At 47.6% G+C, this 21,614-nt stretch carries 21 protein-coding genes; 18 read left to right on the top strand and 3 right to left on the bottom strand.

The window, feature by feature from the left end:
- The first annotated feature begins 182 nt into the window (after positions 1–182).
- From SIN01_RS09600 to SIN01_RS09560, 9 genes are all read left to right on the top strand, one after another.
- A complete protein-coding gene (locus tag SIN01_RS09600) occupies positions 183–506 on the top strand; it encodes an ArsR/SmtB family transcription factor (RefSeq protein ID WP_010024591.1) in 324 nt (107 codons plus the stop codon).
- A 54-nt stretch (positions 507–560) separates the two neighbouring features.
- Entirely contained in the window at positions 561–992 is a 432-nt protein-coding gene (arsC, locus tag SIN01_RS09595) for an arsenate reductase (thioredoxin) (RefSeq protein WP_010024592.1), read from the top strand.
- A gap of 13 nt (positions 993–1,005) precedes the next feature.
- Complete coding sequence (arsD, locus tag SIN01_RS09590) at positions 1,006–1,365, top strand: arsenite efflux transporter metallochaperone ArsD (protein ID WP_010024593.1); 360 nt, start codon at positions 1,006–1,008, stop codon at positions 1,363–1,365.
- Positions 1,366–1,383: 18 nt separating this feature from the next.
- Positions 1,384–3,135 carry an arsenical pump-driving ATPase gene (arsA, locus tag SIN01_RS09585; protein ID WP_047034976.1) on the top strand — a complete coding sequence of 584 codons (1,752 nt, stop codon included), beginning with the start codon at positions 1,384–1,386 and terminating at the stop codon, positions 3,133–3,135.
- A gap of 116 nt (positions 3,136–3,251) precedes the next feature.
- Positions 3,252–4,547, top strand: a complete 1,296-nt coding sequence (locus tag SIN01_RS09580; RefSeq protein WP_047034974.1) for an arsenic transporter — start codon at positions 3,252–3,254, stop codon at positions 4,545–4,547.
- A gap of 220 nt (positions 4,548–4,767) precedes the next feature.
- Positions 4,768–5,928: a cation:proton antiporter gene (locus SIN01_RS09575; protein WP_010025171.1), complete on the top strand. Its 1,161-nt coding sequence runs from the start codon at positions 4,768–4,770 to the stop codon at positions 5,926–5,928.
- A 14-nt stretch (positions 5,929–5,942) separates the two neighbouring features.
- Positions 5,943–6,233, top strand: a complete 291-nt coding sequence (locus tag SIN01_RS09570; RefSeq protein WP_010025172.1) for a hypothetical protein — start codon at positions 5,943–5,945, stop codon at positions 6,231–6,233.
- Positions 6,234–6,284: 51 nt separating this feature from the next.
- Positions 6,285–7,565: an ArsB/NhaD family transporter gene (locus tag SIN01_RS09565; protein ID WP_010025175.1), complete on the top strand. Its 1,281-nt coding sequence runs from the start codon at positions 6,285–6,287 to the stop codon at positions 7,563–7,565.
- 200 nt (positions 7,566–7,765) lie between these two features.
- On the top strand, positions 7,766–8,050 hold the full coding sequence (locus SIN01_RS09560) for a hypothetical protein (RefSeq protein WP_010025177.1): 285 nt from the start codon (positions 7,766–7,768) through the stop codon (positions 8,048–8,050).
- Positions 8,051–8,234: 184 nt separating this feature from the next.
- Here the strand turns inward: SIN01_RS09560 and pdxR are convergent, their stop codons facing one another.
- Positions 8,235–9,638 (bottom strand): MocR-like pyridoxine biosynthesis transcription factor PdxR, encoded by a 1,404-nt coding sequence (gene pdxR, locus SIN01_RS09555; protein WP_010025178.1) that lies wholly within the window; start codon positions 9,636–9,638, stop codon positions 8,235–8,237.
- A 109-nt stretch (positions 9,639–9,747) separates the two neighbouring features.
- On the opposite strand from pdxR, the gene SIN01_RS09550 reads away from it, so the two are divergent.
- The 8 genes from SIN01_RS09550 (at position 9,748) to SIN01_RS09515 (ending at position 17,702) form a co-directional block, all read left to right on the top strand.
- Positions 9,748–10,290 (top strand): pyridoxamine 5'-phosphate oxidase family protein, encoded by a 543-nt coding sequence (locus tag SIN01_RS09550; protein ID WP_010025179.1) that lies wholly within the window; start codon positions 9,748–9,750, stop codon positions 10,288–10,290.
- Positions 10,291–10,372: 82 nt separating this feature from the next.
- Entirely contained in the window at positions 10,373–11,143 is a 771-nt protein-coding gene (locus tag SIN01_RS09545; RefSeq protein WP_010025180.1) for an alpha/beta fold hydrolase, read from the top strand.
- A 387-nt stretch (positions 11,144–11,530) separates the two neighbouring features.
- Complete coding sequence (locus tag SIN01_RS09540) at positions 11,531–12,988, top strand: MFS transporter (protein ID WP_010025181.1); 1,458 nt, start codon at positions 11,531–11,533, stop codon at positions 12,986–12,988.
- Positions 12,988–14,154, top strand: a complete 1,167-nt coding sequence (aroC, locus tag SIN01_RS09535; protein WP_010025182.1) for a chorismate synthase — start codon at positions 12,988–12,990, stop codon at positions 14,152–14,154. Before SIN01_RS09540 ends, aroC begins: the two co-directional genes overlap by 1 nt.
- A 54-nt stretch (positions 14,155–14,208) precedes the next feature.
- Positions 14,209–14,757 carry a hypothetical protein gene (locus SIN01_RS09530; RefSeq protein ID WP_010025183.1) on the top strand — a complete coding sequence of 183 codons (549 nt, stop codon included), beginning with the start codon at positions 14,209–14,211 and terminating at the stop codon, positions 14,755–14,757.
- 7 nt (positions 14,758–14,764) lie between these two features.
- Positions 14,765–16,072 carry a 3-phosphoshikimate 1-carboxyvinyltransferase gene (gene aroA / locus SIN01_RS09525; protein WP_010025185.1) on the top strand — a complete coding sequence of 436 codons (1,308 nt, stop codon included), beginning with the start codon at positions 14,765–14,767 and terminating at the stop codon, positions 16,070–16,072.
- Positions 16,069–17,181 carry a prephenate dehydrogenase gene (locus tag SIN01_RS09520; protein WP_010025187.1) on the top strand — a complete coding sequence of 371 codons (1,113 nt, stop codon included), beginning with the start codon at positions 16,069–16,071 and terminating at the stop codon, positions 17,179–17,181. Before aroA ends, SIN01_RS09520 begins: the two co-directional genes overlap by 4 nt.
- A complete protein-coding gene (locus SIN01_RS09515; RefSeq protein WP_010025188.1) occupies positions 17,181–17,702 on the top strand; it encodes a shikimate kinase in 522 nt (173 codons plus the stop codon). The genes SIN01_RS09520 and SIN01_RS09515 overlap by 1 nt, the downstream gene beginning before the upstream one ends.
- Positions 17,703–18,046: 344 nt before the next feature.
- Here the strand turns inward: SIN01_RS09515 and hemG are convergent, their stop codons facing one another.
- Complete coding sequence (gene hemG / locus SIN01_RS09510) at positions 18,047–19,429, bottom strand: protoporphyrinogen oxidase (RefSeq protein WP_010026006.1); 1,383 nt, start codon at positions 19,427–19,429, stop codon at positions 18,047–18,049.
- A 235-nt stretch (positions 19,430–19,664) separates the two neighbouring features.
- Here hemG and SIN01_RS09505 point away from each other — a divergent pair, with 235 nt between their 5' ends.
- A complete protein-coding gene (locus SIN01_RS09505; RefSeq protein ID WP_010026008.1) occupies positions 19,665–20,162 on the top strand; it encodes an AAA family ATPase in 498 nt (165 codons plus the stop codon).
- A gap of 67 nt (positions 20,163–20,229) precedes the next feature.
- On the opposite strand, the gene SIN01_RS09500 is transcribed toward SIN01_RS09505, so the two are convergent.
- Positions 20,230–21,039, bottom strand: coding sequence for a ZIP family metal transporter (locus SIN01_RS09500; RefSeq protein ID WP_010026009.1), 810 nt, complete (start codon positions 21,037–21,039; stop codon positions 20,230–20,232).
- Positions 21,040–21,614: the final 575 nt, after the last annotated feature.

Raw genomic sequence — 21,614 nt, 5'->3', positions numbered from 1 at the left:
GCAAGCGAGCGATCGGAGCGTACACAAAAATAAGATTGGTTTTTCTTATGTGAAAAATCCCGGGTAAAGCCAATCCGCAAAAAAAGTAAAGGAAATGATTTTTGTTGCATGAAGAGCGGTCATCTTTTAATATAAGTGTATAATAATATAAGCGTAAATGAATATAGACAGGAGATGAATCGATGATCGGCACAAATGCACGTGTTTCGGAACTTGCTGCGTTGCTTAAACTGCTTGGCGATCAAACACGCTTGACTCTCCTTTCCTATTTGAAGCAAAGAGAATTATGCGTGTGTGAACTTGTGGATGTCCTAAATGTCTCACAACCGGCAATCAGCCAACATCTTAAAAAGCTTCGGCTTGCGGGTATCGTTCAAGAACGGAAGCAGGGGACATGGGTCTATTATAGTCTGAATCAGCAGCTGCCGGATTATGTGTCGGTAATTCTCAAAGCTCTGCCGGATCAACAGCTACCAAGCTGCGACAATCCGAAATGCTGTGAATGAAACGACTGTTGAAGCTGAGCACAGGTAAATCCAATAAGGGAAGGAACAGTGACCATGAGCAAAAAAATCATTTATTTTCTCTGCACCGGCAACTCCTGCCGCAGTCAGATGGCTGAAGGATTTGCCAAAAAGTATTTAGCCAGCGACTTTGACGTATATTCTGCCGGGATCGAAGCGCACGGCTTGAATCCCAAAGCGGTGAAGGCGATGAATGAAGTCGGTATCGACATTTCTGATCAAAAATCGAAACGTATTGATCCGCAGCTGCTCAGCCGTGCTTATCTTGTTGTGACGCTGTGCGGCGATGCTGAGGATCGGTGCCCAATGACTCCGCCGAATGTGCGGCGCGAACATTGGGGTTTTGATGACCCGGCAAAAGCTGAAGGAACGGATGAAGAAAAGTGGCAGGTTTTTCAGCGGGTACGTGATGGAATCGGTGCACGGATTAAGCGGTTTGCTGAGGAAGATAAGCAGGCCAATCACTAAGGAGATGTCAGCGATGAAATCCATTCAAATTTTCGAGGCGGCGATGTGCTGTGCAACGGGCGTTTGTGGACCAAGTACTGATTCAGAGTTGATTCGGATCACTTGTGCAGTACGGAATATCCGGCGTAAGGAATTCGATATTGTACGCATGAATTTGACCAGTAATCCGGATGCCTTCGTAGCGAATTCACTCATTCGGGATTTGCTGAAAAAGGAAGGTACAGAGGTTCTCCCGATAACACTCGCAGACGGAAAGCTTGTGAAAAAAGGAAGCTATCCGACCAACCAGGAACTGGCAGAATGGTCGGGAATTGCGCTTGAAGCGATCAATAAAAAGCAGCACTTTCAATTCAAGCTGAATATGAACCAATAAGGGAAAGAAGGAGATCTCTTGACGCGCCTATTCCGGCCACAAACAATGGCGCTGCCCCGCTACTTATTTTTTACAGGCAAAGGCGGCGTTGGAAAAACATCGATTGCGTGCGCGACGGCGGTTGCACTTGCGGATCAGGGAAAGCGGGTGCTGCTTGTCAGTACGGATCCTGCATCGAATTTGCAGGACGTTTTTGATGCAGTGCTCACCATGAAGATCACTGAAATCTCTGAAGTTCCGAATCTGTTCGTATCCAATCTGAATCCGGAAGAAGCGGCTGCACGCTACAGAGAAAAAGTGATCGCGCCATATCGAGGTCTGTTGCCGGACGCGGCTGTGAAGCAAATGGAAGAGCAGCTTTCTGGAAGTTGCACCGTAGAAATCGCTGCATTTGACGTCTTTTCGTCGTTGCTGACCAATCGAGCGCTCGACCGAAGCTATGATCACATTCTTTTTGATACGGCGCCCACCGGCCATACGCTGCGCCTTTTGCAGCTGCCAGGTGCATGGAGCGGCTTTCTGAATGAGAACACACAAGGCACATCATGTCTTGGTCCATTAGCCGGCTTAAATGATAAAAAAGAACAATACTTAGAAACCGTTCAGGTACTCGCGGATGAGAAGCGAACGATGCTGATCCTAGTCGCGAGACCGGAACTTTCGACCATTAATGAAGCGGCTCGAGCATCTAGGGAATTAACGAATATTGGCATGAATAATCAGCATTTAGTGATCAATGGGCAGATTGAACAAAGCAAGACTGATGATGCTTTAGCTGCTGCGCTTGTGACTCGTCAGCATGAAGCACTCGCTAATCTGCCGCAGGAACTTCGCACGATTCCGGTGTACCATCTGTTTTTGGCACCTTGTAACATGACCGGCGTACGAAATATTCGTAAGCTTTTGTCCGATCAAGTGATGGGTACACGTGATCAATGGGCGTCCCCGTTCGAAACGAAGAAATCGAAGCAGTACCCTGAGTTGAGTCGATTCATCGATGAATTGATTGAAAGAAAGCAGCGTGTGGTCTTCACGATGGGAAAAGGCGGCGTGGGCAAAACAACATTAGCCCGGACCATTGCCTTGGAACTTGCTGCCCGGGGAGAAAAGGTTCATTTAACAACGACAGATCCTGCAGGTCAATGTGACTTCGTTAGCGCAGGAAAATCTCAAAGGATTACCGTGAGCCGGATTGACCCGAAGACAGAAGTTAAAAACTATCGAAAAAAGATTCTGGAACGCTCTCGTGAACAGCTGGATGATGAAGGGCTCGCGTATCTAGAAGAAGATCTGAAATCACCGTGTACGGAAGAAATCGCCGTCTTTCGCGCATTTGCTGAGTTGGTTCAAAAGGCTGATGATACGTATGTAGTCATTGATACGGCACCGTCCGGTCATACGCTACTACTTTTAGATGCAACTGAGGAATATCATCGTGAAATTGCACATGCAGCAGGAACAGTACCCAAATCCATCCAACAGCTTCTCCCGCGGCTCCGCAATCCGGATGAGACGGCAGTAGTAATCGTGATGCTACCGGAACCAACGCCTGTGTTTGAAGCAGAGCGTCTGACTGCTGACTTAGAACGTGCCGGCATTCGGCCATCGTGGTGGGTTGTCAACCAAAGTTTGATGAAGACCTGCACCAATGATCCGTTGCTAAAGAAACGTTCAGTTAACGAGCGCATATGGATCGAGCGTGTAGATCGAAATGCTGGCCATCGGTTAACGGTTATCCCGTGGCAAGAAACGGATGAAGACCATTTTTAAGGGACGGTAAAATGGATTCAAGTATTTTTGTTAGAACATGCTTTCTATGTACACAGGAATCGGTGCTTCTTTCCTGACTCCATTTTTAGTTTGTTATAGAGAAAAGGGGAAACGTAATGGCAGCAATCTTAGCTGTTCTTGTTTTTTTATTAACATTGACGTTTGTTATTTGGCAGCCGAAAAATCTATCGATCGGTTGGTCTGCATGCGGCGGAGCGCTGCTTGCTTTGCTCGTCGGCGTTGTTCGGTTTCAGGATGTCTGGACGGTTGCAGGCATCATATGGAATGCGACACTTGCTTTTGTAGCGATTATTATTATTTCATTGATCTTGGATCGTATCGGTTTCTTTGAGTGGGCGGCGCTGCATATGGCGTGTCTGGCGAACGGTCACGGAATTCGTATGTTTATCTTGATTTCCGTACTCGGCGCGCTCATCTCGGCACTGTTTGCCAATGATGGCGGCGCGCTGATTCTGACGCCGATTGTGCTTGCGATGGTGCGTGCCTTGAACTTTGATGAACGTCGGGTGTTTCCCTTTGTGATCGCCAGCGGGTTTATTGCGGACACGACCTCTTTGCCCCTAGTTGTCAGCAACTTGGTAAATATTGTTTCAGCAGATTTCTTTAGCGTTTCTTTTGGACGCTATGCACTGCATATGTTGATTCCGACACTTTTTTCATTGGCTGCAAGTATTGTCGTCCTTTATCTCTACTTTCGCAAGGATTGGCCGCGAACCTATCAATTAACCGATTTGAAGAAGCCGGCAACCGCACTTAAGGATCGTCGTATGTTTCACATTTCCTGGTTTGTGCTGATCGTACTCGTGGCCGGATACTTTGTCAGCAGTTTGATTAAAATTCCGGTATCCTTTATTGCTTTGGCAGTTGCGTTTGTGTTTCTTTTTCTTGGGGGCAGAAGCCCTGCGATTCATACCAGAACCATTGTAAAAAGTGCGCCGTGGAGCATTGTATTTTTTTCCCTAGGCATGTACGTTGTTGTCTATGGTCTAAGAAATGCCGGGATCATTCATCTGCTTGCTCGGGTTATTGAGACAGGTGTCGATGGTGGCTTGTTGACGGGAACACTCCTGATGGGTTTTCTTTCAGCATTGCTGTCGGCGCTGATGAACAACTTGCCGACCGTCATGATCAATGCGCTGTCGATTGATGCATTGCCGGTTGCCGGAGTGATGAAACAGGCACTCGTCTATGCTAATGTTGTCGGTGCCGATCTTGGACCGAAGATGACACCGATCGGTTCGCTTGCAACGCTGCTCTGGCTGCACGTGCTTTCGGAAAAAGGTGTGAGAATAGGGTGGGGTGCGTATTTTAAAATTGGCATCGTGATAACGATTCCGGTTCTCGTCGTGACGTTAGTGGGCGTGTATTTGTCGATGGTTTTGTTGGGTTAATCGCAGACGGTAGGCTAATGGGAGGTTTTCGATAAATTAGCGCATACTCAGGCAAAAGCGCTTGAACAGGCGAGGGTTTATCTTGACAGAAAAAGGGAACTTCGTTACTCTTAACACTAAGAACTGTATTATATTGAGCGTTTTGGAGGAGCCTGTCACATAGGCTCCTTTTTTAATTGTCTTTTTTCCAAAAATAACCAATTGTGTAAGGAGGAAAATCGTGCATTTTATTTTAGAATTAGCGATTATTTTGATTGCAACAAAATTAGCTGGTCATGTGAGTGTTTTGTTAAAACAGCCGGCTGTTCTCGGCGAACTTGTGGTTGGTATCGTGATTGGTCCAGCGCTGCTTGGCTGGATTCCAAATTCGGACACCATCCATCTATTAAGCGAAGTCGGTGTCATTCTACTGATGTTCATTGCAGGACTCGAAACCGACTTGGATGGTCTGCGTCAAAATGCAAGACCCTCTTCAGCTGCGGCGATTGGTGGCATCATCTTCCCGCTTGGCTTCGGATATCTTGCAGGGCTGATCTTAGGCATGGATTTAGCTCACGCTGTTTTCTTAGGATTAATTCTTTCGGCAACTTCCGTGAGTATTACCGTCCAGTCATTGAAAGAAATGGGAAAGCTGCAAACAAGAGAAAGTACCACGATACTAGGGGCGGCCGTTCTCGATGACATTCTAGTCATTATTCTGTTAGCTTTTGCCATGAGCTTCTTCGGGGAATCCAATCAAAGCACACTGCTTGTGATTGGTGAAAAAGTACTGTTCTTCGCTTCTATTATTCTGATTAGTTGGAAGGGACTTCCGATGGTGATGAGCTGGTTCGGTAAAATGAAAGTCAGTGAACCGTTACTTAGCGGTGCACTCATTCTTTGCCTGCTTTTTGCCTACTACGCTGATCTACTTGGTGTTGCGGGAATTATCGGTGCTTTTATCGCCGGTGCGGCAATTGCGCAAACTCAGTACAGTAAAACAATCGAGCATAAAATTGAGCCGGTTGCCTACGGCGTGTTTGTTCCCATTTTTTTCGTCAGTATCGGACTAAACGTTTCTTTCTCAGGGCTTAACGAGCAGATTTGGTTTATTGTGGCGATTTCGCTCTTGGCTGTTTTTTCAAAACTGGCCGGCTCTGGCATTGGTGCTTATTTGACTGGATTTGATTTCCATGGGTCGGCGCGGGTCGGCGCTGGGATGATTTCCAGAGGTGAGGTCGCCTTGATCCTAGCCAAAATAGGATTGGACGCCAAGCTTCTCGCTGAAGAATTTTTCACACCGCTGATTGTCGTCGTTATGGTGACCACACTTGTCACGCCGCCTTTACTGAAGGTCCTGTTTGAAAATGAGCACACTCAAGTGAATACCACTGAGAAATAAAGGGTGATGAAAAAGTGAAGAACTTGACCTATGAGGTGAACAAATCACAAATTTATTTGAAAGAACAAGACGATGCAGGAGATTGTGCATTTATGATTCAGGCAAAGACCAATGATGCGCTGAATCGCTTGCGTCAAATGAAGATTTTTTTTGAGAGCGACAAAGTCTCAACAGACATTTTGTTTTATCCGCAAAAAGACAAGGTGTATCAAGTGATTGTCCGAAAGGAAGTTTACACTGCGTTCATTGTTCACTTATTTCAACTTCAGCTGCTGAAAACAGTTCAATGGAACGGGATAGCATGAAGATCCGCACACGGCTAAAGAGAAGAGAAAACCAACAGGAGGCAGAGCAGCATGGGGAATGAATCGTTACTTGCAATTGGTATCTTTGTACTGACCTATGGACTGATTATTGCTGAAAAAATTCATCGAACGATCATCGCGATGATCGGCGGCGGACTAATGATTGTATTGGGGATCGTCAGTCAGCACGCGGCATTAGCACATATTGACTTTAATACATTGGGCTTGCTGATCGGAATGATGATCATCGTATCAATCACAGCGGAAACCGGATTATTTAAATTCATTGCACTTTGGGCAGCAAAAAAAGTAGGCGGCAGGCCGGTCGCTCTTCTTGTTGTTTTTTCGTTGATTACTGCACTGGGCTCTTCGTTTCTGGACAATGTAACTACAGTTTTGCTGATGGTGCCGGTGACCTTCAGTATTTCAAGAGCACTTAAGGTTTCTCCGATTCCGTTTCTTATTTCAGAGATACTTATGTCGAATATCGGGGGAACAGCAACGATGATCGGCGACCCTCCGAACATCATGATCGGTAGTGCGGTTAAAAGCCTTAGCTTTATGGATTTTATCACGAATCTTGCACCGGTGATCATTATCATTATGGTTCTCACCTTGCTAATTCTTCGGTTTATATATCGTAAACAATTAACAACAACTGATGAAGCGCGGGAACAGATTGCCGCTCTGGATCCGAGCAGTGAGATTGTGGATCGACTATTGCTAATTAAATCTTTAGCTGTCTTGTTGCTGACCATTTCAGGGTTCTTTCTGCATCAGGCATTGGGGTTGGAGACGGCAACTGTGGCGCTGATGGGTGCTTTTCTTCTGCTCCTTTTATCCGGAGAGAAGCAACTTGAACGTGCGTTACATCAGGTGGAATGGACAACAATTTTTTTCTTTGTTGGGTTATTTGTTCTTGTTGGCGGATTAGAGGAGACCGGGATGATACGTTTGCTTGCAGAGCAAGTGATCCAATTGACCGGAGGCAATCTTGCACCGGCAACTTTTTTAATTTTGTGGATGAGCGGTTTTGCATCCGCATTTATCGATAATATTCCATTTGTAGCGACAATGATTCCCTTGATTCAGGACATGGGCCAAATGGGAGTCAATGATCTGGAACCAATTTGGTGGAGCCTTTCTCTGGGAGCCTGTCTTGGAGGAAATGGAATGCTGATTGGAGCAAGTGCAAATTTAATTGTTGCCGGTTTATCTGGGAAAGAGGGCTATCCAATCACCTTTCTAAGATTTATGAAAATCGGATTACCCGTAATGATTTTGTCACTGGTAATCTCAACGGTTTACATTTATTTTAGGTACTTAACGTAATCGATTGCTGGAATAAAGGAAAACAGCATTAATGTTGTTTTTGAAAACGATACGCGATGAATAGGAAAACGTTTTGAATCAAACCGGTGCAAATTTGTAACTTTGTCGTTGAAAAAGCCGTGTGGTATGGGTAGAGAGGACTTTTGCTAAGCGGCATTTCATTGTATAATAACTGAAACCACATAAATGGAGGTGAGTCTATGCAAATAAAAGACAGCGATTTTCATCAATTGTTTGAACTGGTCACCGATACACGAAAAGTGATTTTGAATTTTAAAGATTCTGTGGACAAGCGCTTTGAAGCGGTGGATGAACGTTTCGACAAGATCGACAAGCATTTTGACACCGTTGATCGCCGCTTGAGCAACCTTGAAACCGCTCAATTAGAAACCAATGCACGTCTCTCAAAACTCGAAGCAGGTCAACACAAAACAACGCAGGCACTGACGGCTATTGCTGATGTTCTAAGGGAACACGCAAAATAACTCATGCGTATTAAACGTCATGAATAGCATTAGCGCACCATTTTTTTAATTTACTTGACCCCTCCTCTGTAATAAGAATCACATTTGATATGCGCTCTCCAATCCAAGTTCTTGTTCGATCTTCAGAAATTGTGCTGCGTATATTCGAGTGTCTCGCATAAAACAATCCCTTTTCTAATTGAACTCATTGATAATCATGCAGCCAGGCTTGATGCAAGCGTTGGATGCCTTTTTTGATTTCTTCTGTAGACAATCCACCATAGCCAAGCAGAATTGAGGCTTGATGCTCCTTTTTGTTTCGAACGGCAGAAACTCCGTACACAAGAACACCGACCGATTTTGCCTTCTTAATCAGCACAGCGGCGGGGACTTTACTCTTCACATGGAGGACGATGTGGAGCCCCGCGTCTTGACCACTCACCGCACAATGGTCACCCATGACCGATTGAATTTCGTTTAAGAGCAGCGCTTGCTTTTTCTTGTACAGTGTCCGCATCTTGCGGATATGCTGCTCCCATTGCCCGCTGCGCATAAACAGGGCAAGCGTCTGTTGATGCAGCCGCGACGCACTTTGCCGCCATTCCAGTTGGCGATAGGTGCCGAGAAGTTCGGGCGGCAAGACCATGTAGCTGATCCGAATCGCCGGCATCAGTGATTTGGAGAAAGTGCCGATGTAAATGACCCGATTGTGCTCGTCAACGCCTTGAAGTGATGGGATCGGTTTACCCCGATAGCGAAATTCGCCATCATAATCATCTTCAATGATCCATCGCGCATGCTTCTTAGCCCAATCCAGCAGCTGAATGCGGTTTGCGATCGGCATCACCATGCCTAATGGATACTGATGTGACGGCGTGATGTAGACCGCATCAACGGGTGCATGCGTCAATTCTTTGATGGATAAACCATCCTTTTCGACGCTGATCGGTACCATTTGGATCGGTCTTTTTTGAAGCGAGCGGCGTACGCCTTGATAACCAGGATCCTCCATTGCAATCCGACCGGTTTTCCAATCGATAAGCTGGTAGAGCAGTACAAGTATGGACGGAGTTCCTGCAGCGATAACAATTTGTTCCGGCATGCATTGGACGCCTCGCGAGCGATGCAAATAGCCGGCAAGCAGTTCTCTGAGGTTAGCTTCGCCTTGATAAGCGCCGTATCCGATTGCACTTGGATCTTCAAACAGCTTCTGCTCACATTTCCGCCACGCATTGAGTGGAAAATGGCCGACATCAATCGAGGACATAAAGAAGTCGATGTCAGTCGCTTTTTCACTTGTCCGGTTAAGCTGCTTAGGCTTGATTGTGCTCATCGAACCGGCGGAAGGGTTCAGGAACGGGTGATCCATTTTTGCGACAAAATAGCCGCTGCGTGGTCTGCTTTCAAGATAACCTTCCGCGAGCAGCTGCTGGTAGGCCATTTGTACAGTGGTTTTGCTGAGCGCGAGCTGATCTGCCAGATAGCGAATTGAGGGAAGCCGCGTCTGTTCCGGTAAGCCGGCCAGCTCAATTTCTCGCTTAAAGTATGCGTAGAGCTGTAGATACAACGGTTCGTTTAAGCGATCATCAAGTTTCGGAATAATTTCCATTACCTTTTCTCCTCTGTACCGGTTAATTTCTGCTAATCTGTATCTTTTAAAGGATACAGTGGTTTATATAATATTATAAATGATCAGAATTAAAAAGGCGGTGTTTGACATGCGTGCAATGCGAAAAAAGGCGCTGGAATGTAAAGATACGGATAAAATCAACCAATTTTTAACCGATTCCGAGATCGGTTTTCTAGGCGTTGCCGATGAGGAATACCCTTATGTGGTTCCGCTTAACTATATCTGGCACAAAGAGAGAATCTACTTCCATGGCGCGAATGCGGGGAAAAAGGCCGAATTAATGCGTGCGAATTCCAAGGTTTCCTTCACAGTTTGCGAGGAACTGGGCATCATGACGAGTCCGGTGCCGGCACACACGAGCACCGCATACATGAGCGTGATGATCTTTGGACAAGTGAAACAGATCGCGGATTGGGATGAAGCGACGGAGGTCATGCAGAAGCTATTAGATAAATATGTCCCGGGTTACTTTGATCGTCCGCTCGCGCGCAGTCATGTCGAGAAGTATCGTTCAAAACTGGGCAGCCCGACCGCTGTTTATTGCCTGACTCCGGATGTGCTGACGGCAAAAGAGAGTCCGCTTGAGTCGGACCGGAAGTTTGAAGTGGGGATGAAGGCCGGGAAAAAATAAAGGAACGTGGAGGCTGCGCAAGGCATGCTTTGCAGAATGCATGTTAAAATGAATAAAACGAGTCTGCAAAGAGAGATACTCCATGAAAGCATTTTACATTGAAAAGGCACATGCAACCATGCGCTATAATGATTTTCCAGGGCGAGATCAGCCGATTGTCTTTATTCATGGACTCGGGTGTGCCGGATCATTTGACTATCCTCAAGTCGCGGCTCAGGCGGAACTTCAAAAACATCGCTGCATTATCGTTGACCTTCTAGGGGCCGGCTACAGCGACAAACCGCCGTATTTCAGTTATACCGTAAGCGCACATGCAGAATATCTGGCTGACTTTGTTGCTGCACTTCATTTGCATGATTTCGTGCTGTTCGGGCACAGTTTAGGCGGGGCGATTGCAATCGCACTTGCCGGAAAATGCCGGGAACGGGTGAATCGCCTCCTTTTGAGTGAAGCAAATCTAGACAAAAGCAGTGAGGGATCAACCAGTAAATGTATTGCTGATTATGAAGAAGATCAATTTCTGAAAAATGGGTTTGAAACGTTAATTCAAGACAGCCGCGCGAGCGGAAATCAAATGTGGGCAGCCTCCTTGTCCCTATGGTCGCGTGAAGCAGCCTATCGTCTTTCAAAGTCGGCGGCAGAAGGAGTCGAGCCTTCGTGGCGAAAACAATTCTATGCGCTTGATTGCCCAAAAACATTTCTTTTTGGCGAGCGGTCTCTTCCAGACCCGGATGAACAGGTTCTTCGACAGCAGGGCATTGGCGTCGATGTGGTAAAGAAAGCCGGGCACTCTATGGCTTGGGAGAATCCGAGGGGACTGGCTCAGGCAATTGCCAGAGGTATTACGACCTAATCAATCGCGCCGGAGTCGTTTCAAACGAAGCATCTGAAAATGGTATTGACAACCGTTTCGGTTGGTGTTTAAATTATACGTAATCTCATTTGAAGGGAACGTTAAATGATGCAGACTTGGCAATGGTTTGAAAAAGACTATTACGGCTTCTATTACTACTTTAGGTAGCGTTCGTACTCGCTTCGGGTGCGAACGCAAGATTGCGTGAGCGTCTGAAGTTGGGAAGCTGTACGAGGCAAGCCAACTTAGATGCGAAGTAACTTCGATCTAATTGGTTGCCATTGCAAGTTGTAAGTGCATCTTTATTTGGCGTCGTTATAAAACCAGTTGGGTCGATAGATCCGGCTGGTTTATTTTTTTTTCAGAGAAACAGAAGGGATGAATGAAATGGATCGATCAAACAAAGTCAAACTCAGTCTTATTTTGTATCTGAATTACTTTGTTCATGGCATTGGGCTGATTATTTTGACGCAGAATATGAAGACATTGAGTGGTGAGTGGGGGACGCCGCTTGCCGTTGTTTCTTTTGCGATTTCCGGGATGGGCATTGGCAAGCTGATCGCCTATTACGCGCTTGGCAGCTTATCGGATCGTTACGGCCGCAAGGCGTTAGTTGTTTTCGGCATGGGCATGTATGTGATCTTTTTTTTCGGTATAACGCTCACACATGATTTCCACATCGCCTATTTGTTGACCATTCTGGCCGGCATGGCGAATTCAGCGCTGGATTCGGGAACCTATCCAACATTCCTTGAGATGAACGGAAATAACGGGGCTTACACTATCTTGATCAAGGCCGCCATGTCGCTCGGAGAATTTGTTCTGCCGATCTATATTGGGCTTAATGAAAATCTAGGCGGCTGGTACGGCATGAGCTTTGTCATCACCGGTGCGATTTTGCTTATCAATTTGATCTTGATTAGCCGGACCAAGTTCCCGCAGCGACCAAAAACAGAAAAACAAATTAGCCGGCGTCTGTTCAGTGAACGATTGACCGCACCGAAAATCGGCATGCTCATAATTCTGTCAATCTATGGCTACACGTCAATGGCCGTGATGATTTTGTTTACTCAGTGGATTACCCTTTATGGGATCGATTTTTTGGGAATGAACAACCTTCAGGCGCATTTTCTGTTGTCGCTATACAGCATGGGATCGATTATCGGTGTGCTCTTGATTTTCAGCATTCTTCAACGCGGGTTGATTCGCGATATCCGCTTAATTGTCGGATTGAACGGTTTATCTGTGCTTAATCTGCTGGTCATTTGCTTCTCAACGAATCCGCTACTTGTCAGTATCACCTCTTTTCTTTTCGGAGTCACGGCAGCCGGCGGTGTGATGCAGGTTGGACTGAACATTTTCAGCGCCATGTTCCCGCATGCAAAAGGGCGCGTTACCGGCATTTATTTCTCATTCGGCAGCATCGCATTATTTACCGTACCGATCATTACCGGCATGCTGTCGAAAATTAGTACGGCAGCTGCCTTACGTTTTGATCTCGTGATCGCACTCATTTCCTTGGTCATCTGGGTGATCGGACATCGTCTGATGGACAGCATTGAATCATCCGATTTGGACCGTGAGCGCAGGCAAATCAATCTCATTGATTTCTTCATTCTGAAACTGCTGCAATGGCGCTTTAAACATGTGCGGGCGATCGGTTTGAAAAAAGTTCAGCAAAACGGTACGATTTTTGATTCGAAACGGGAAAAAGAAATTCTTGATAAAATTGAACAAAAGATTCGCGATAAAGAAAACAGCAGATACTACCAATCCATTTTTGAGAGTATTATGACCAGCTCGAAAAACTATCAATCCGAGATTCAAGAGAAAGGAAGAGTCTAATGATCTACTTAACAGCCGGCGAATCGCACGGGCCGGAACTGACCGGGGTGATCGAAGGATTCCCGGCAGGATTAACTTTGTCGATTGAAAAAATAAATGAGAAATTGCATGCACGCCAGTGTGGGTACGGACGCGGCTATCGGCAAAAAATTGAAAAAGACGAGGTGAAAATCACATCCGGTGTGCGTCACGGCGTCACGCTCGGCTCACCGATTACGTTGCGCATTGCCAATATCGATCACAAGCATTGGGGCGAAGTCATGAAGCCAATCGGTGCGCCGGACCCTGAGGTGGCGATGCGGGAAGTCAAGAAGCCGCGTCCCGGGCATGCCGATCTGGTCGGCGGCATGAAATACGGACATCGCGATTTGCGTAATGTTCTGGAACGGTCTTCAGCACGTGAAACAGCAATGCGTGTTGCGATCGGTGCGGTTTGCACGCAACTGCTCAATCAGTTGGGAATAACGATTGCCGGATATGTGCGCAGCATTGGTCCAATCGAAGCCGATGGCGAGCGCTTGCTTTCTCCAGATGAAATTGAACAGGCGATCGCACTGAACGATCTGCGCATCGTTGATCAGGACAAGGTTGAGCAGATCCATGAATTCATCGATCGAATGAAAAAAGCGGGGGACACTCTCGGAGGCGTCGTTCGTGTCGTCGCCTCGAACGTACCTGCCGGTCTTGGCAGCTACATCAGCTGGAATGAAAAATTGGATGCCAAAATCGCTGCCGCAGTGCTGGGGATTAATGCCTTTAAAGGGGTCTCATTCGGCGACGGTTTCGAGCTGAGCAGACGCTCCGGAAGTAACGTGATGGATCAGATCTATTGGGATAAGGAGCAAGGCTGGTACCGAAGCAGTGACCATCTTGGCGGATTCGAAGGCGGAATGACCAACGGCATGCCGATTATTGTCAATGCGGCGATGAAACCGATCCCGACGCTCTATAAGCCGCTGCACAGTGTAGCGATCGACAGCAAGGAAGAACAAAAAGCAAGCATTGAGCGCTCGGATGTGACGGCAATTGTCCCGGCATCACTGATCATTGAATCGGTTGTTGCCATTGAACTGTGCAAAATCATTCTCGATACGTTTGACTGCAGTCGTTTTCATCGCTTGAAGAAGCAATACAACGACTATTGCGAGGAACTGAAAAACTATTAAATCATTGTCTCGTTGTGTGTCATAGACTGGGGACAGCGTGAAGGAGTGCTGAGCGTGATTATCCATACTTTAGGACCTGCAGAAACGGACAGTTGCGAAGCGGCATCGGATTATCTTCGGCATCAGTGTGACAAGGGAACTCTTGTACTTCATGACAGCTTCGAGTCCGTGATCAATCATTTGGATGCGTTTGTGGGCGATTTTCTGCTTATACCGGCAGCATTTAAATCCTCGCGTAGAAACATTGATTGGGCGGACGTTCATTACGGCTGTTTGGAGCAGTTGAAACTGGTCGACTGTTTTCACGGTCAACTTGATCCGCTTGTATTAGTCCGCAGGAAGGATGCGGCTCATGCCATTGCCTATACACATCCGGCAACAGCCGCCTTATTAAAGAAGTATTTGCAGAACAGTGACCGCTCGGTGGAAATTCGTTACACGGACAGCAAATATTTAGCTTACCAGAACTATCGGTTAAACCACGCTCAACTTGTTGTGACCAACAAGAAAATCATCAGTCTTGGCGAGCAAGAAACGATTGAAAAAACCTATGCGGTTGATATGGTTTGGTGCGTATACAAAATACTGAAGCGATCAAGGTGAATGTCAGATGAAAAAGTTAACAACAACGATTCGGAGAGGGCTTCATGGACAGCTCCATGTTCCAGGGGATAAGAGCATTTCCCACCGCAGTATCATTTTCGGTGCGATCAGCAGCGGCGTGACTGAAGTCAACAATTTTTTGCCGTCCGAGGACTGTCTCACAACGATTCAGGCGTTTCGGGACATGGGTGTCGTGATCGAACGCAGCAGCGACCATGTTCGTGTTCATGGCACACCGAATGGTCTGAAGCTGCCGCGCCATCCGCTGAATATGGGCAATTCCGGGACGACAACCCGTCTTCTGCTCGGCTTACTAAGCGGGCAACAGTTTACGACGGAGCTATTTGGCGACGCATCGCTAAGCAGGCGGCCAATGCGACGGGTCACTGAGCCGCTTTCTCAAGCCGGTGCACGTTTTCAAGTCGGCGAAAAAGGGACGCTGCCCATTACTGTTTTTGGACAGCGAAATCTCAAAACACTCAACTACCGTTTACCGGTCGCCAGCGCTCAAGTGAAAAGTGCCTTGATTTTGGCCGCATTGCAGACGTGCGGTGAATCGACCATCATTGAGAAACTGCAAACCCGAGATCACACGGAACGGATGCTCAGGGCTTTTGGTGGCGAGATTTATCAGCATGGACGGACGATTCAAGTGATGGGGAAGCCGCAACTGACCGGGCAAAACGTTACGGTACCGGGCGATATGTCTTCAGCCGCCTTCTTTCTTACTGCGGCGGCACTGCTTCCGGGCAGCGAGGTGACGTTGAAAAATGTTGGGCTTAATCCGACACGTACCGGTTTCCTGGATGTATTAAAACGCATGGGGGCTTCCGTCGACGTGCTTAACGAAAAGAAGCAGGTGGAGCCGTCCGGTGATCTGCGGGTGCGCCATGCCCATTTAAAAGCAATTCATCTGTCACAGGAAGAGATTCCGAGTGTTATTGATGAACTGCCTTTGGTCGCCCTGCTGGCTACTCAGGCGAAAGGAACAACGACCATTACCGGTGCGGAAGAGCTACGCGTCAAAGAAACGGATCGTATTGCGGTGGTTGCCGAAGAACTGACGAAACTTGGTGCGCGCATCGAAGAACTGCCAGATGGTTTGATCATTCATGGACAGACGGCATTGAACCCTCAGATGAGTGATCGGGTCGATACACATGGCGATCATCGCATCGGGATGATGCTGGCGGTTGCGGCGCTTCTCTGCGACAATTCGCTTTATTTGGAAAACGAGGCGGCAATTAATATTTCCTATCCCGGTTTTTTTGACGATCTTAAGCAGCTTTGCGAAGAGGGGACTGCGGAGCGATGAAAACGATTTTAATCGATGGCTTGGGACTTATTGGCGGATCGATTGCACTGGCGATTCGCAAGAAGTGGCCGGATGATCGGATTGTTGCTGTTGATGTCAGTCCCGCAGTGCTTGAGCACGCAAAGCGATCCGGAATTATTGATGAGGGTTCGCTGCAGCTTAACGCGGTCGCCGCCGATGCCGATGTGATCGTGCTGTCTGCACCGGTCGGAATTATTATTGACCATATCAAAACGCTTGCAGAACTAAGCCTGAAACCTGAGGTCATTGTCACCGATGTCGGCAGTACCAAGCAAGAGATCGTCAAGCACGCACAGAAACTTACGGAGAAAAAGGTTATTTTTATCGGCGGGCACCCGATGGCCGGCTGGCACAAGACGACGATAAGCGCTGCGCGTGCAGACTTGTTTCAGAGTGCCTATTATTTTCTGATCGACGATACATTGATTGATGAGCGGCATAAGGCGGCTGCCCGCGCGCTGCAAGGGCTGCTCTCCGAATTGGACGTCAAATGGCTGACCGTTTCCGCCAGCCGGCATGATCGGATCGTGGCGCAGATCAGCCACCTCCCGCATATCCTGGCTTCCGGATTGGTGAACATGTCCCAGAATGAATTCCAAAGTTCGCCGCTTTCTTTGAAATTGGCCGCGGGAGGATTCAAGAGTATTACACGGATCGCTTCGTCTGATCCAACGATGTGGACAGACATCCTGCTCAGCAATCGCGAAACACTTATTGATAAAATTAATCGGTTTCACCAGTACTTGGAAAGGGTTAGACAAGCACTGGCGGCTTCCGACCGTGAATCGATCCGGACGTTTTTTGAAAAAGCGAAAGTCACGCGCGACAATCTCAATGAACAGACCGGCGCACATGCACCGAACTTTTACGACTTATTTCTTGATCTCCCAGATCGCATTGGTTCACTTGCCCGTGTGACGCGGATTTTAGAGAACGCAAAGATCAACTTAGTAAATATTCATATTCTGGAAATCCGTGAAGACGTGGCCGGTGTGCTGCAGTTATCCTTTTCCAATCAGGAAGACCGGCTGCTTGCAAAACGCGAACTGAACCGGCACGGATTACCAACCATCCGAGGTGACCAATAATGGCGCAATGCATTTTAATCGGCTTCATGGGCAGCGGCAAAACAACGGTCGGTCGTCTCATGGCCGAAACGACCCGCACGCCGCATCTGGATCTGGATGAGCTGATCATTGCCCAATCCGGCCAGTCGATCAATCAAATTTTTGCCGCGCATGGCGAAGCATACTTTCGCGATCTTGAATCGCAAGTGCTGCGCTCGGCAATGCGGGCGGAAGGTATCTTATCGACAGGCGGGGGCACGCCGGTTCGTAAAGAAAACAGAGACCTCTTGGCGCAATCAGGTATTCCGGTTATTTTCCTGAAAGCCTCCCCAGAAGTTATTCGCGCTCGGTTGAAGGAAGCATCGGACCGGCCGCTACTGCGCAAACTGTCTGCCCGGCAGTTCGTACACTTGCATGAGGAGCGCGAGGCGTATTATGCGCAGGCAGCTGATTTGACGGTCGTTACAAATCATAGGAAGCCCGCAGACATTGTCCGTGAAATCTTAACACGCGCAGACTTATTAGAGTCCAAGAGAAAATAAGCCAACACAAACAGATCGGAATAAATCCAAAATAAACCAAAGCCGAGGCGAAGGCATGTACGCTTCGGCTTTTTGACAGGTAAAGAAAGGATGTAATTTGACCTTGCTGGTACGCTGATTAGCGTTATAAAGAGGAACTTCCGCTAAGGGGCGTGCATGTCCTGTGGCCCCGCGGAAGTCACCACATCCTGCGGAAGTACGTCCTGCATCCAAACGCGAAAGTCACCACATCCTGCGGCAGTACGTCCTGTGCACAACGCGAAAGTCACCGCGTCCTGCGGAAGTAAGGACCGGGCGCTTTTTGCCTGGTTTTTCTTATACGTCTGACGCTTTAAGTCGATTCATCAGCTGTGTGCATGTTCAAGGGTGTTGAGATAATGAACCGCTTGTTCAGCGGTCTGACGGGCATTTTCTGTACAATCCGGAAGCCCGACCCCGTGAAGCATGGCACCACAAGCGAAGACGCCGTCAATGGTACTAAGCGCATTTTCAAACGCTTGAACGCGCTGTTTGTGATTGACGGTATATTGCGGCATGTTGTCGATTTGCCGCGTGACGATCGAGAACAACGGTGTACCGATTCGACTGATCGTTCGCAAATCAGCAAGGGCTGCTTGCGCTATAGCCGCATCGCTTTGCTGAACGAGTGCTTGGTCCTCAGGTGTGCCGACATAGGTACGTACGAATGCATAACCGTCCGGTGCCAGGTGCGGCCACTTTCGATCCATAAAGCTGCAGGCCGTGATGTGCAGCTGTTCTTTTCGCGAAACCACGTAGCCCGTGATATCCAAAGCTTCAACGTCTTCTTTTTTAAAAGCAAAGGCAACGGTTGCGGTTGAGGAACGTTTATCATTAGAAAGTGCCCATGCTTCTGGAAAATTGAGCAGTGGACCGAATTGTTTTGGAGAAGCAGCTAAAAGGATTGCATCGGCATTCAAAACGGTACCGTCGTCGAGCGTCACACGGCCAGAGTTAATTTGCGAAACCGATGTGTTCCGCCTGATCTCGTCCGCATAGTCCGCAAGCTTTTCGGTCAATGCACTCAGTCCGCCTGACAGTGAGACAAACGCACCCGTCTTTTTAGTGACCGCTTCTTTCTGTTTGGGTGGGCGCAGCGTTTTCATGCCAAGAATCAGGCTGCGGTGTTTCTTCTCAATGGAAGCAAACTGAGGCAGGGTCTCTTCCAAGCTCATATCGGAAAGGTCGCCGTTATAGATACCGGAAAGAAGCGGTTCAATCATGTTGGCGACCAGTTCTTTTCCAAGGCGCTTTTCAAAGAATGTGCGAACGGAAAGGTCTCGGTCTTGATAGACATGTGGAATCAGCAAATCCATTGCCGCACGCAGTTTGCCCCATGGACTGACAAGGCCGGTTGTCACCATCGGCAACAGTTTCGTCGGCACACCCATGACCGCCCCTTTTGGCATTTGCCTCAGACGGTGATTCACATAAATCGAATAACCGCCGGATTTGGAATGGACAAGCTGATCGCCGAGGCCGATCGCTTTGATGAGGTCGGTCAGTCCCTTCTTGCGGGCCATATACCCTTCAGGACCGCATTCAATGGTAAACCCGTCTTTATAAATTGTTTTGACTTTTCCACCGATTCGATCGGCTGCTTCCAGTACCGTCACATGGACATCCGGTTTGTGACGTTTGATGTAAAAGGCTGCCGCGAGTCCTGAAATACCGGCACCGACAATGATTATCCTCTGTTTTGCTGTCATCCTGATCCTCCGCATACGTTTTTACGCATCATTCTATCTTCATTTTAACACGACTTATGAGAAGGGCCGTATAAAAAGCATTGACTGGATCCCCCCATAGCGATCAGCCGCAGCATCTAAATTTAAGTTTATAATTAGAAGGAAACGGGGATAAGCGCTCCGGCTCAAGCGAGCAACTGAAGTGCTTTAGCTCAATGGCGATGAATCAACCGCATAAAAGGTGAGGGGAATGGCGATGAAAAAATTAATTATGATGAACGGAACCATGGGCGTTGGAAAAAGCACCGGCTCCGAGCAGCTGACCAAACAGCTGAAGCCAAGCATCTACTTGGATGGAGATTGGTGCTGGAAGATGAATCCATGGGTGTTCAGTGAAGAGAATAAACGGATGGTGCTCGGTAATATTACGTATCTGTTGAATGCGTATCTTGCCAATTCCTGCTTCGACTACATTATTTTTTGTTGGGTTATGCATCAAGAACAGATCATTGAAGAAATTCTGAACCGCCTCCATGGCGACTATGAGCTCCATAAAATGACGCTGATGTGCAGAGAAGAGGTGCTGCGTGCGCATATCCTGCATGATGTGAAAAAAGGAATCCGTTCGATCGATTCAGTTGAAACCAGTATTGAGCGGCTGCCGCTCTATGAAAAGATGGACACAGTTAAAATTGATGTCAGTGAAATCAGTGCTAGGGAAGCGGCGATGCAGATTGCTCAGCGGATTAAGTGACAGCGCTTTGTCGCTTACGCGCGGATTGCGCCGATTTTTCGGTAAATAAACATTTGTTTAACACCGGTTATCCGAGTGCGACATCCAGCATCATCATGACGGAAAAACCGACCATGGTTGCTGCCGTTGCCAGATCGGTCGATCCTTCGCGTTGTGATTCGGGAATCAATTCTTCGATAACAACGAAAATCATGGCGCCGGCAGCAAAGGACAGGGCATAGGGCAGAATCGGCGTGACAAGAATGACGAGATAGGCACCGATGACCGCAAAGATCGGTTCGACAATTGCCGACATTTGTCCATACCAGAAGCTCTTTGTCCGGGAGAAGCCTTCACCGCGCAACGGGATAGAAACAGCAGCGCCTTCAGGAAAATTCTGAATGCCGATCCCGAAAGCGAGAACCATGGCGGCGATAAGCAATTCGTGTTGGCCGGCAACAACCGCACCAAAGGCAACACCAACCGCCGCACCTTCCGGAATATTGTGAATGGTAATCGATAACACGAGCAGAAAGGTTTTGCGCAGGTGTGTTTTTGGGCCTTCTTTATCGGTAACCGGCATACCAAGGTGCAGATGTGGTGTGACCCGGTCAACGAGGCGCAAGAAGGCACCTCCGAGCAGAAAGCCAACTAAAGCAGGAACAAAGGAGAGCTTGCCTAAGTGGGCACTCATCTCAATCGCCGGTGCAATCAGCGACCAGAAGCTGGCCGCAATCATGACGCCGGCTGCGAAGCCGAGCATCACATTCGCCATTTTTTTATCAAGATTTTTAAAGAAGAACACGAGCGCCGCACCTGCAGCGGTACAGCCCCAGGTAAACAATCCGGCCAACAGGGCGAGAAAAACGGGGTTCAATGTGGACAGTGTGCCAAGCAACAGGCAAAACCACCTTTTTCTTATTATTTTATCATAGAAAGCATGCGCTTATCGAGAAATGAGCCGATCCGATGAATGAAGATTACCGTGATTGATCGCGTCAATTGCTCCTAAATCGTTATTATTTCATTTCTGGTTCATTTTGATTAACGTTCTTCATTTTTCATCAGGCACAATACATTTGATACGCTCGGATCGCCCGCGGTCGCGCTCTGTTGATGCGAGCAGCTTGAGTGTCGTTCGTGCACAGCATTGACGGTTCAAAACCGCGTCCTGTGAAAGTAAATAGACGGAAAAAGTTCTCTTAATTAGAAAATAAAATAAAAAATAGCTTAATAGACGGAGAGATTCCGCTTATCAACTTAAAAGACGTGAAAATGGGGAATTTTGCTTTGCATAAACGGAAAACCTCCCCTTATTATCTCCGAAACGCGCTCCATTCTGCAGATAACCGAAAAAACTCCGCTTATTTTACGAGATACTTAATGAAGGATCAGAATACTTAATGAAACAGAAGTGAGATGAAATGGAGATCGTTTTTATTCGCTCACAATGGCCAAGAACCCCCTCATGCT

The sequence above is a fragment of the Sporolactobacillus inulinus genome, from assembly GCF_006539285.1.
GTDB lineage: Bacteria > Bacillota > Bacilli > Bacillales > Sporolactobacillaceae > Sporolactobacillus > Sporolactobacillus inulinus.
This window is presented reverse-complemented; position numbering and strand designations above follow the sequence as displayed.

Coding starts and splice junctions, on each gene's coding strand:
- SIN01_RS09600 (WP_010024591.1), top strand. CDS start 183: ATGATCGGCACAAATGCACGTGTTTCGGAACTTGCTGCGTTGCTTAAA.
- arsC (WP_010024592.1), top strand. CDS start 561: ATGAGCAAAAAAATCATTTATTTTCTCTGCACCGGCAACTCCTGCCGC.
- arsD (WP_010024593.1), top strand. CDS start 1,006: ATGAAATCCATTCAAATTTTCGAGGCGGCGATGTGCTGTGCAACGGGC.
- SIN01_RS09580 (WP_047034974.1), top strand. CDS start 3,252: ATGGCAGCAATCTTAGCTGTTCTTGTTTTTTTATTAACATTGACGTTT.
- SIN01_RS09565 (WP_010025175.1), top strand. CDS start 6,285: ATGGGGAATGAATCGTTACTTGCAATTGGTATCTTTGTACTGACCTAT.
- SIN01_RS09560 (WP_010025177.1), top strand. CDS start 7,766: ATGCAAATAAAAGACAGCGATTTTCATCAATTGTTTGAACTGGTCACC.
- pdxR (WP_010025178.1), bottom strand. CDS start 9,638: ATGGAAATTATTCCGAAACTTGATGATCGCTTAAACGAACCGTTGTAT.
- SIN01_RS09550 (WP_010025179.1), top strand. CDS start 9,748: ATGCGTGCAATGCGAAAAAAGGCGCTGGAATGTAAAGATACGGATAAA.
- SIN01_RS09545 (WP_010025180.1), top strand. CDS start 10,373: ATGAAAGCATTTTACATTGAAAAGGCACATGCAACCATGCGCTATAAT.
- SIN01_RS09540 (WP_010025181.1), top strand. CDS start 11,531: ATGGATCGATCAAACAAAGTCAAACTCAGTCTTATTTTGTATCTGAAT.
- aroC (WP_010025182.1), top strand. CDS start 12,988: ATGATCTACTTAACAGCCGGCGAATCGCACGGGCCGGAACTGACCGGG.
- aroA (WP_010025185.1), top strand. CDS start 14,765: ATGAAAAAGTTAACAACAACGATTCGGAGAGGGCTTCATGGACAGCTC.
- SIN01_RS09520 (WP_010025187.1), top strand. CDS start 16,069: ATGAAAACGATTTTAATCGATGGCTTGGGACTTATTGGCGGATCGATT.
- SIN01_RS09515 (WP_010025188.1), top strand. CDS start 17,181: ATGGCGCAATGCATTTTAATCGGCTTCATGGGCAGCGGCAAAACAACG.
- hemG (WP_010026006.1), bottom strand. CDS start 19,429: ATGACAGCAAAACAGAGGATAATCATTGTCGGTGCCGGTATTTCAGGA.
- SIN01_RS09505 (WP_010026008.1), top strand. CDS start 19,665: ATGAAAAAATTAATTATGATGAACGGAACCATGGGCGTTGGAAAAAGC.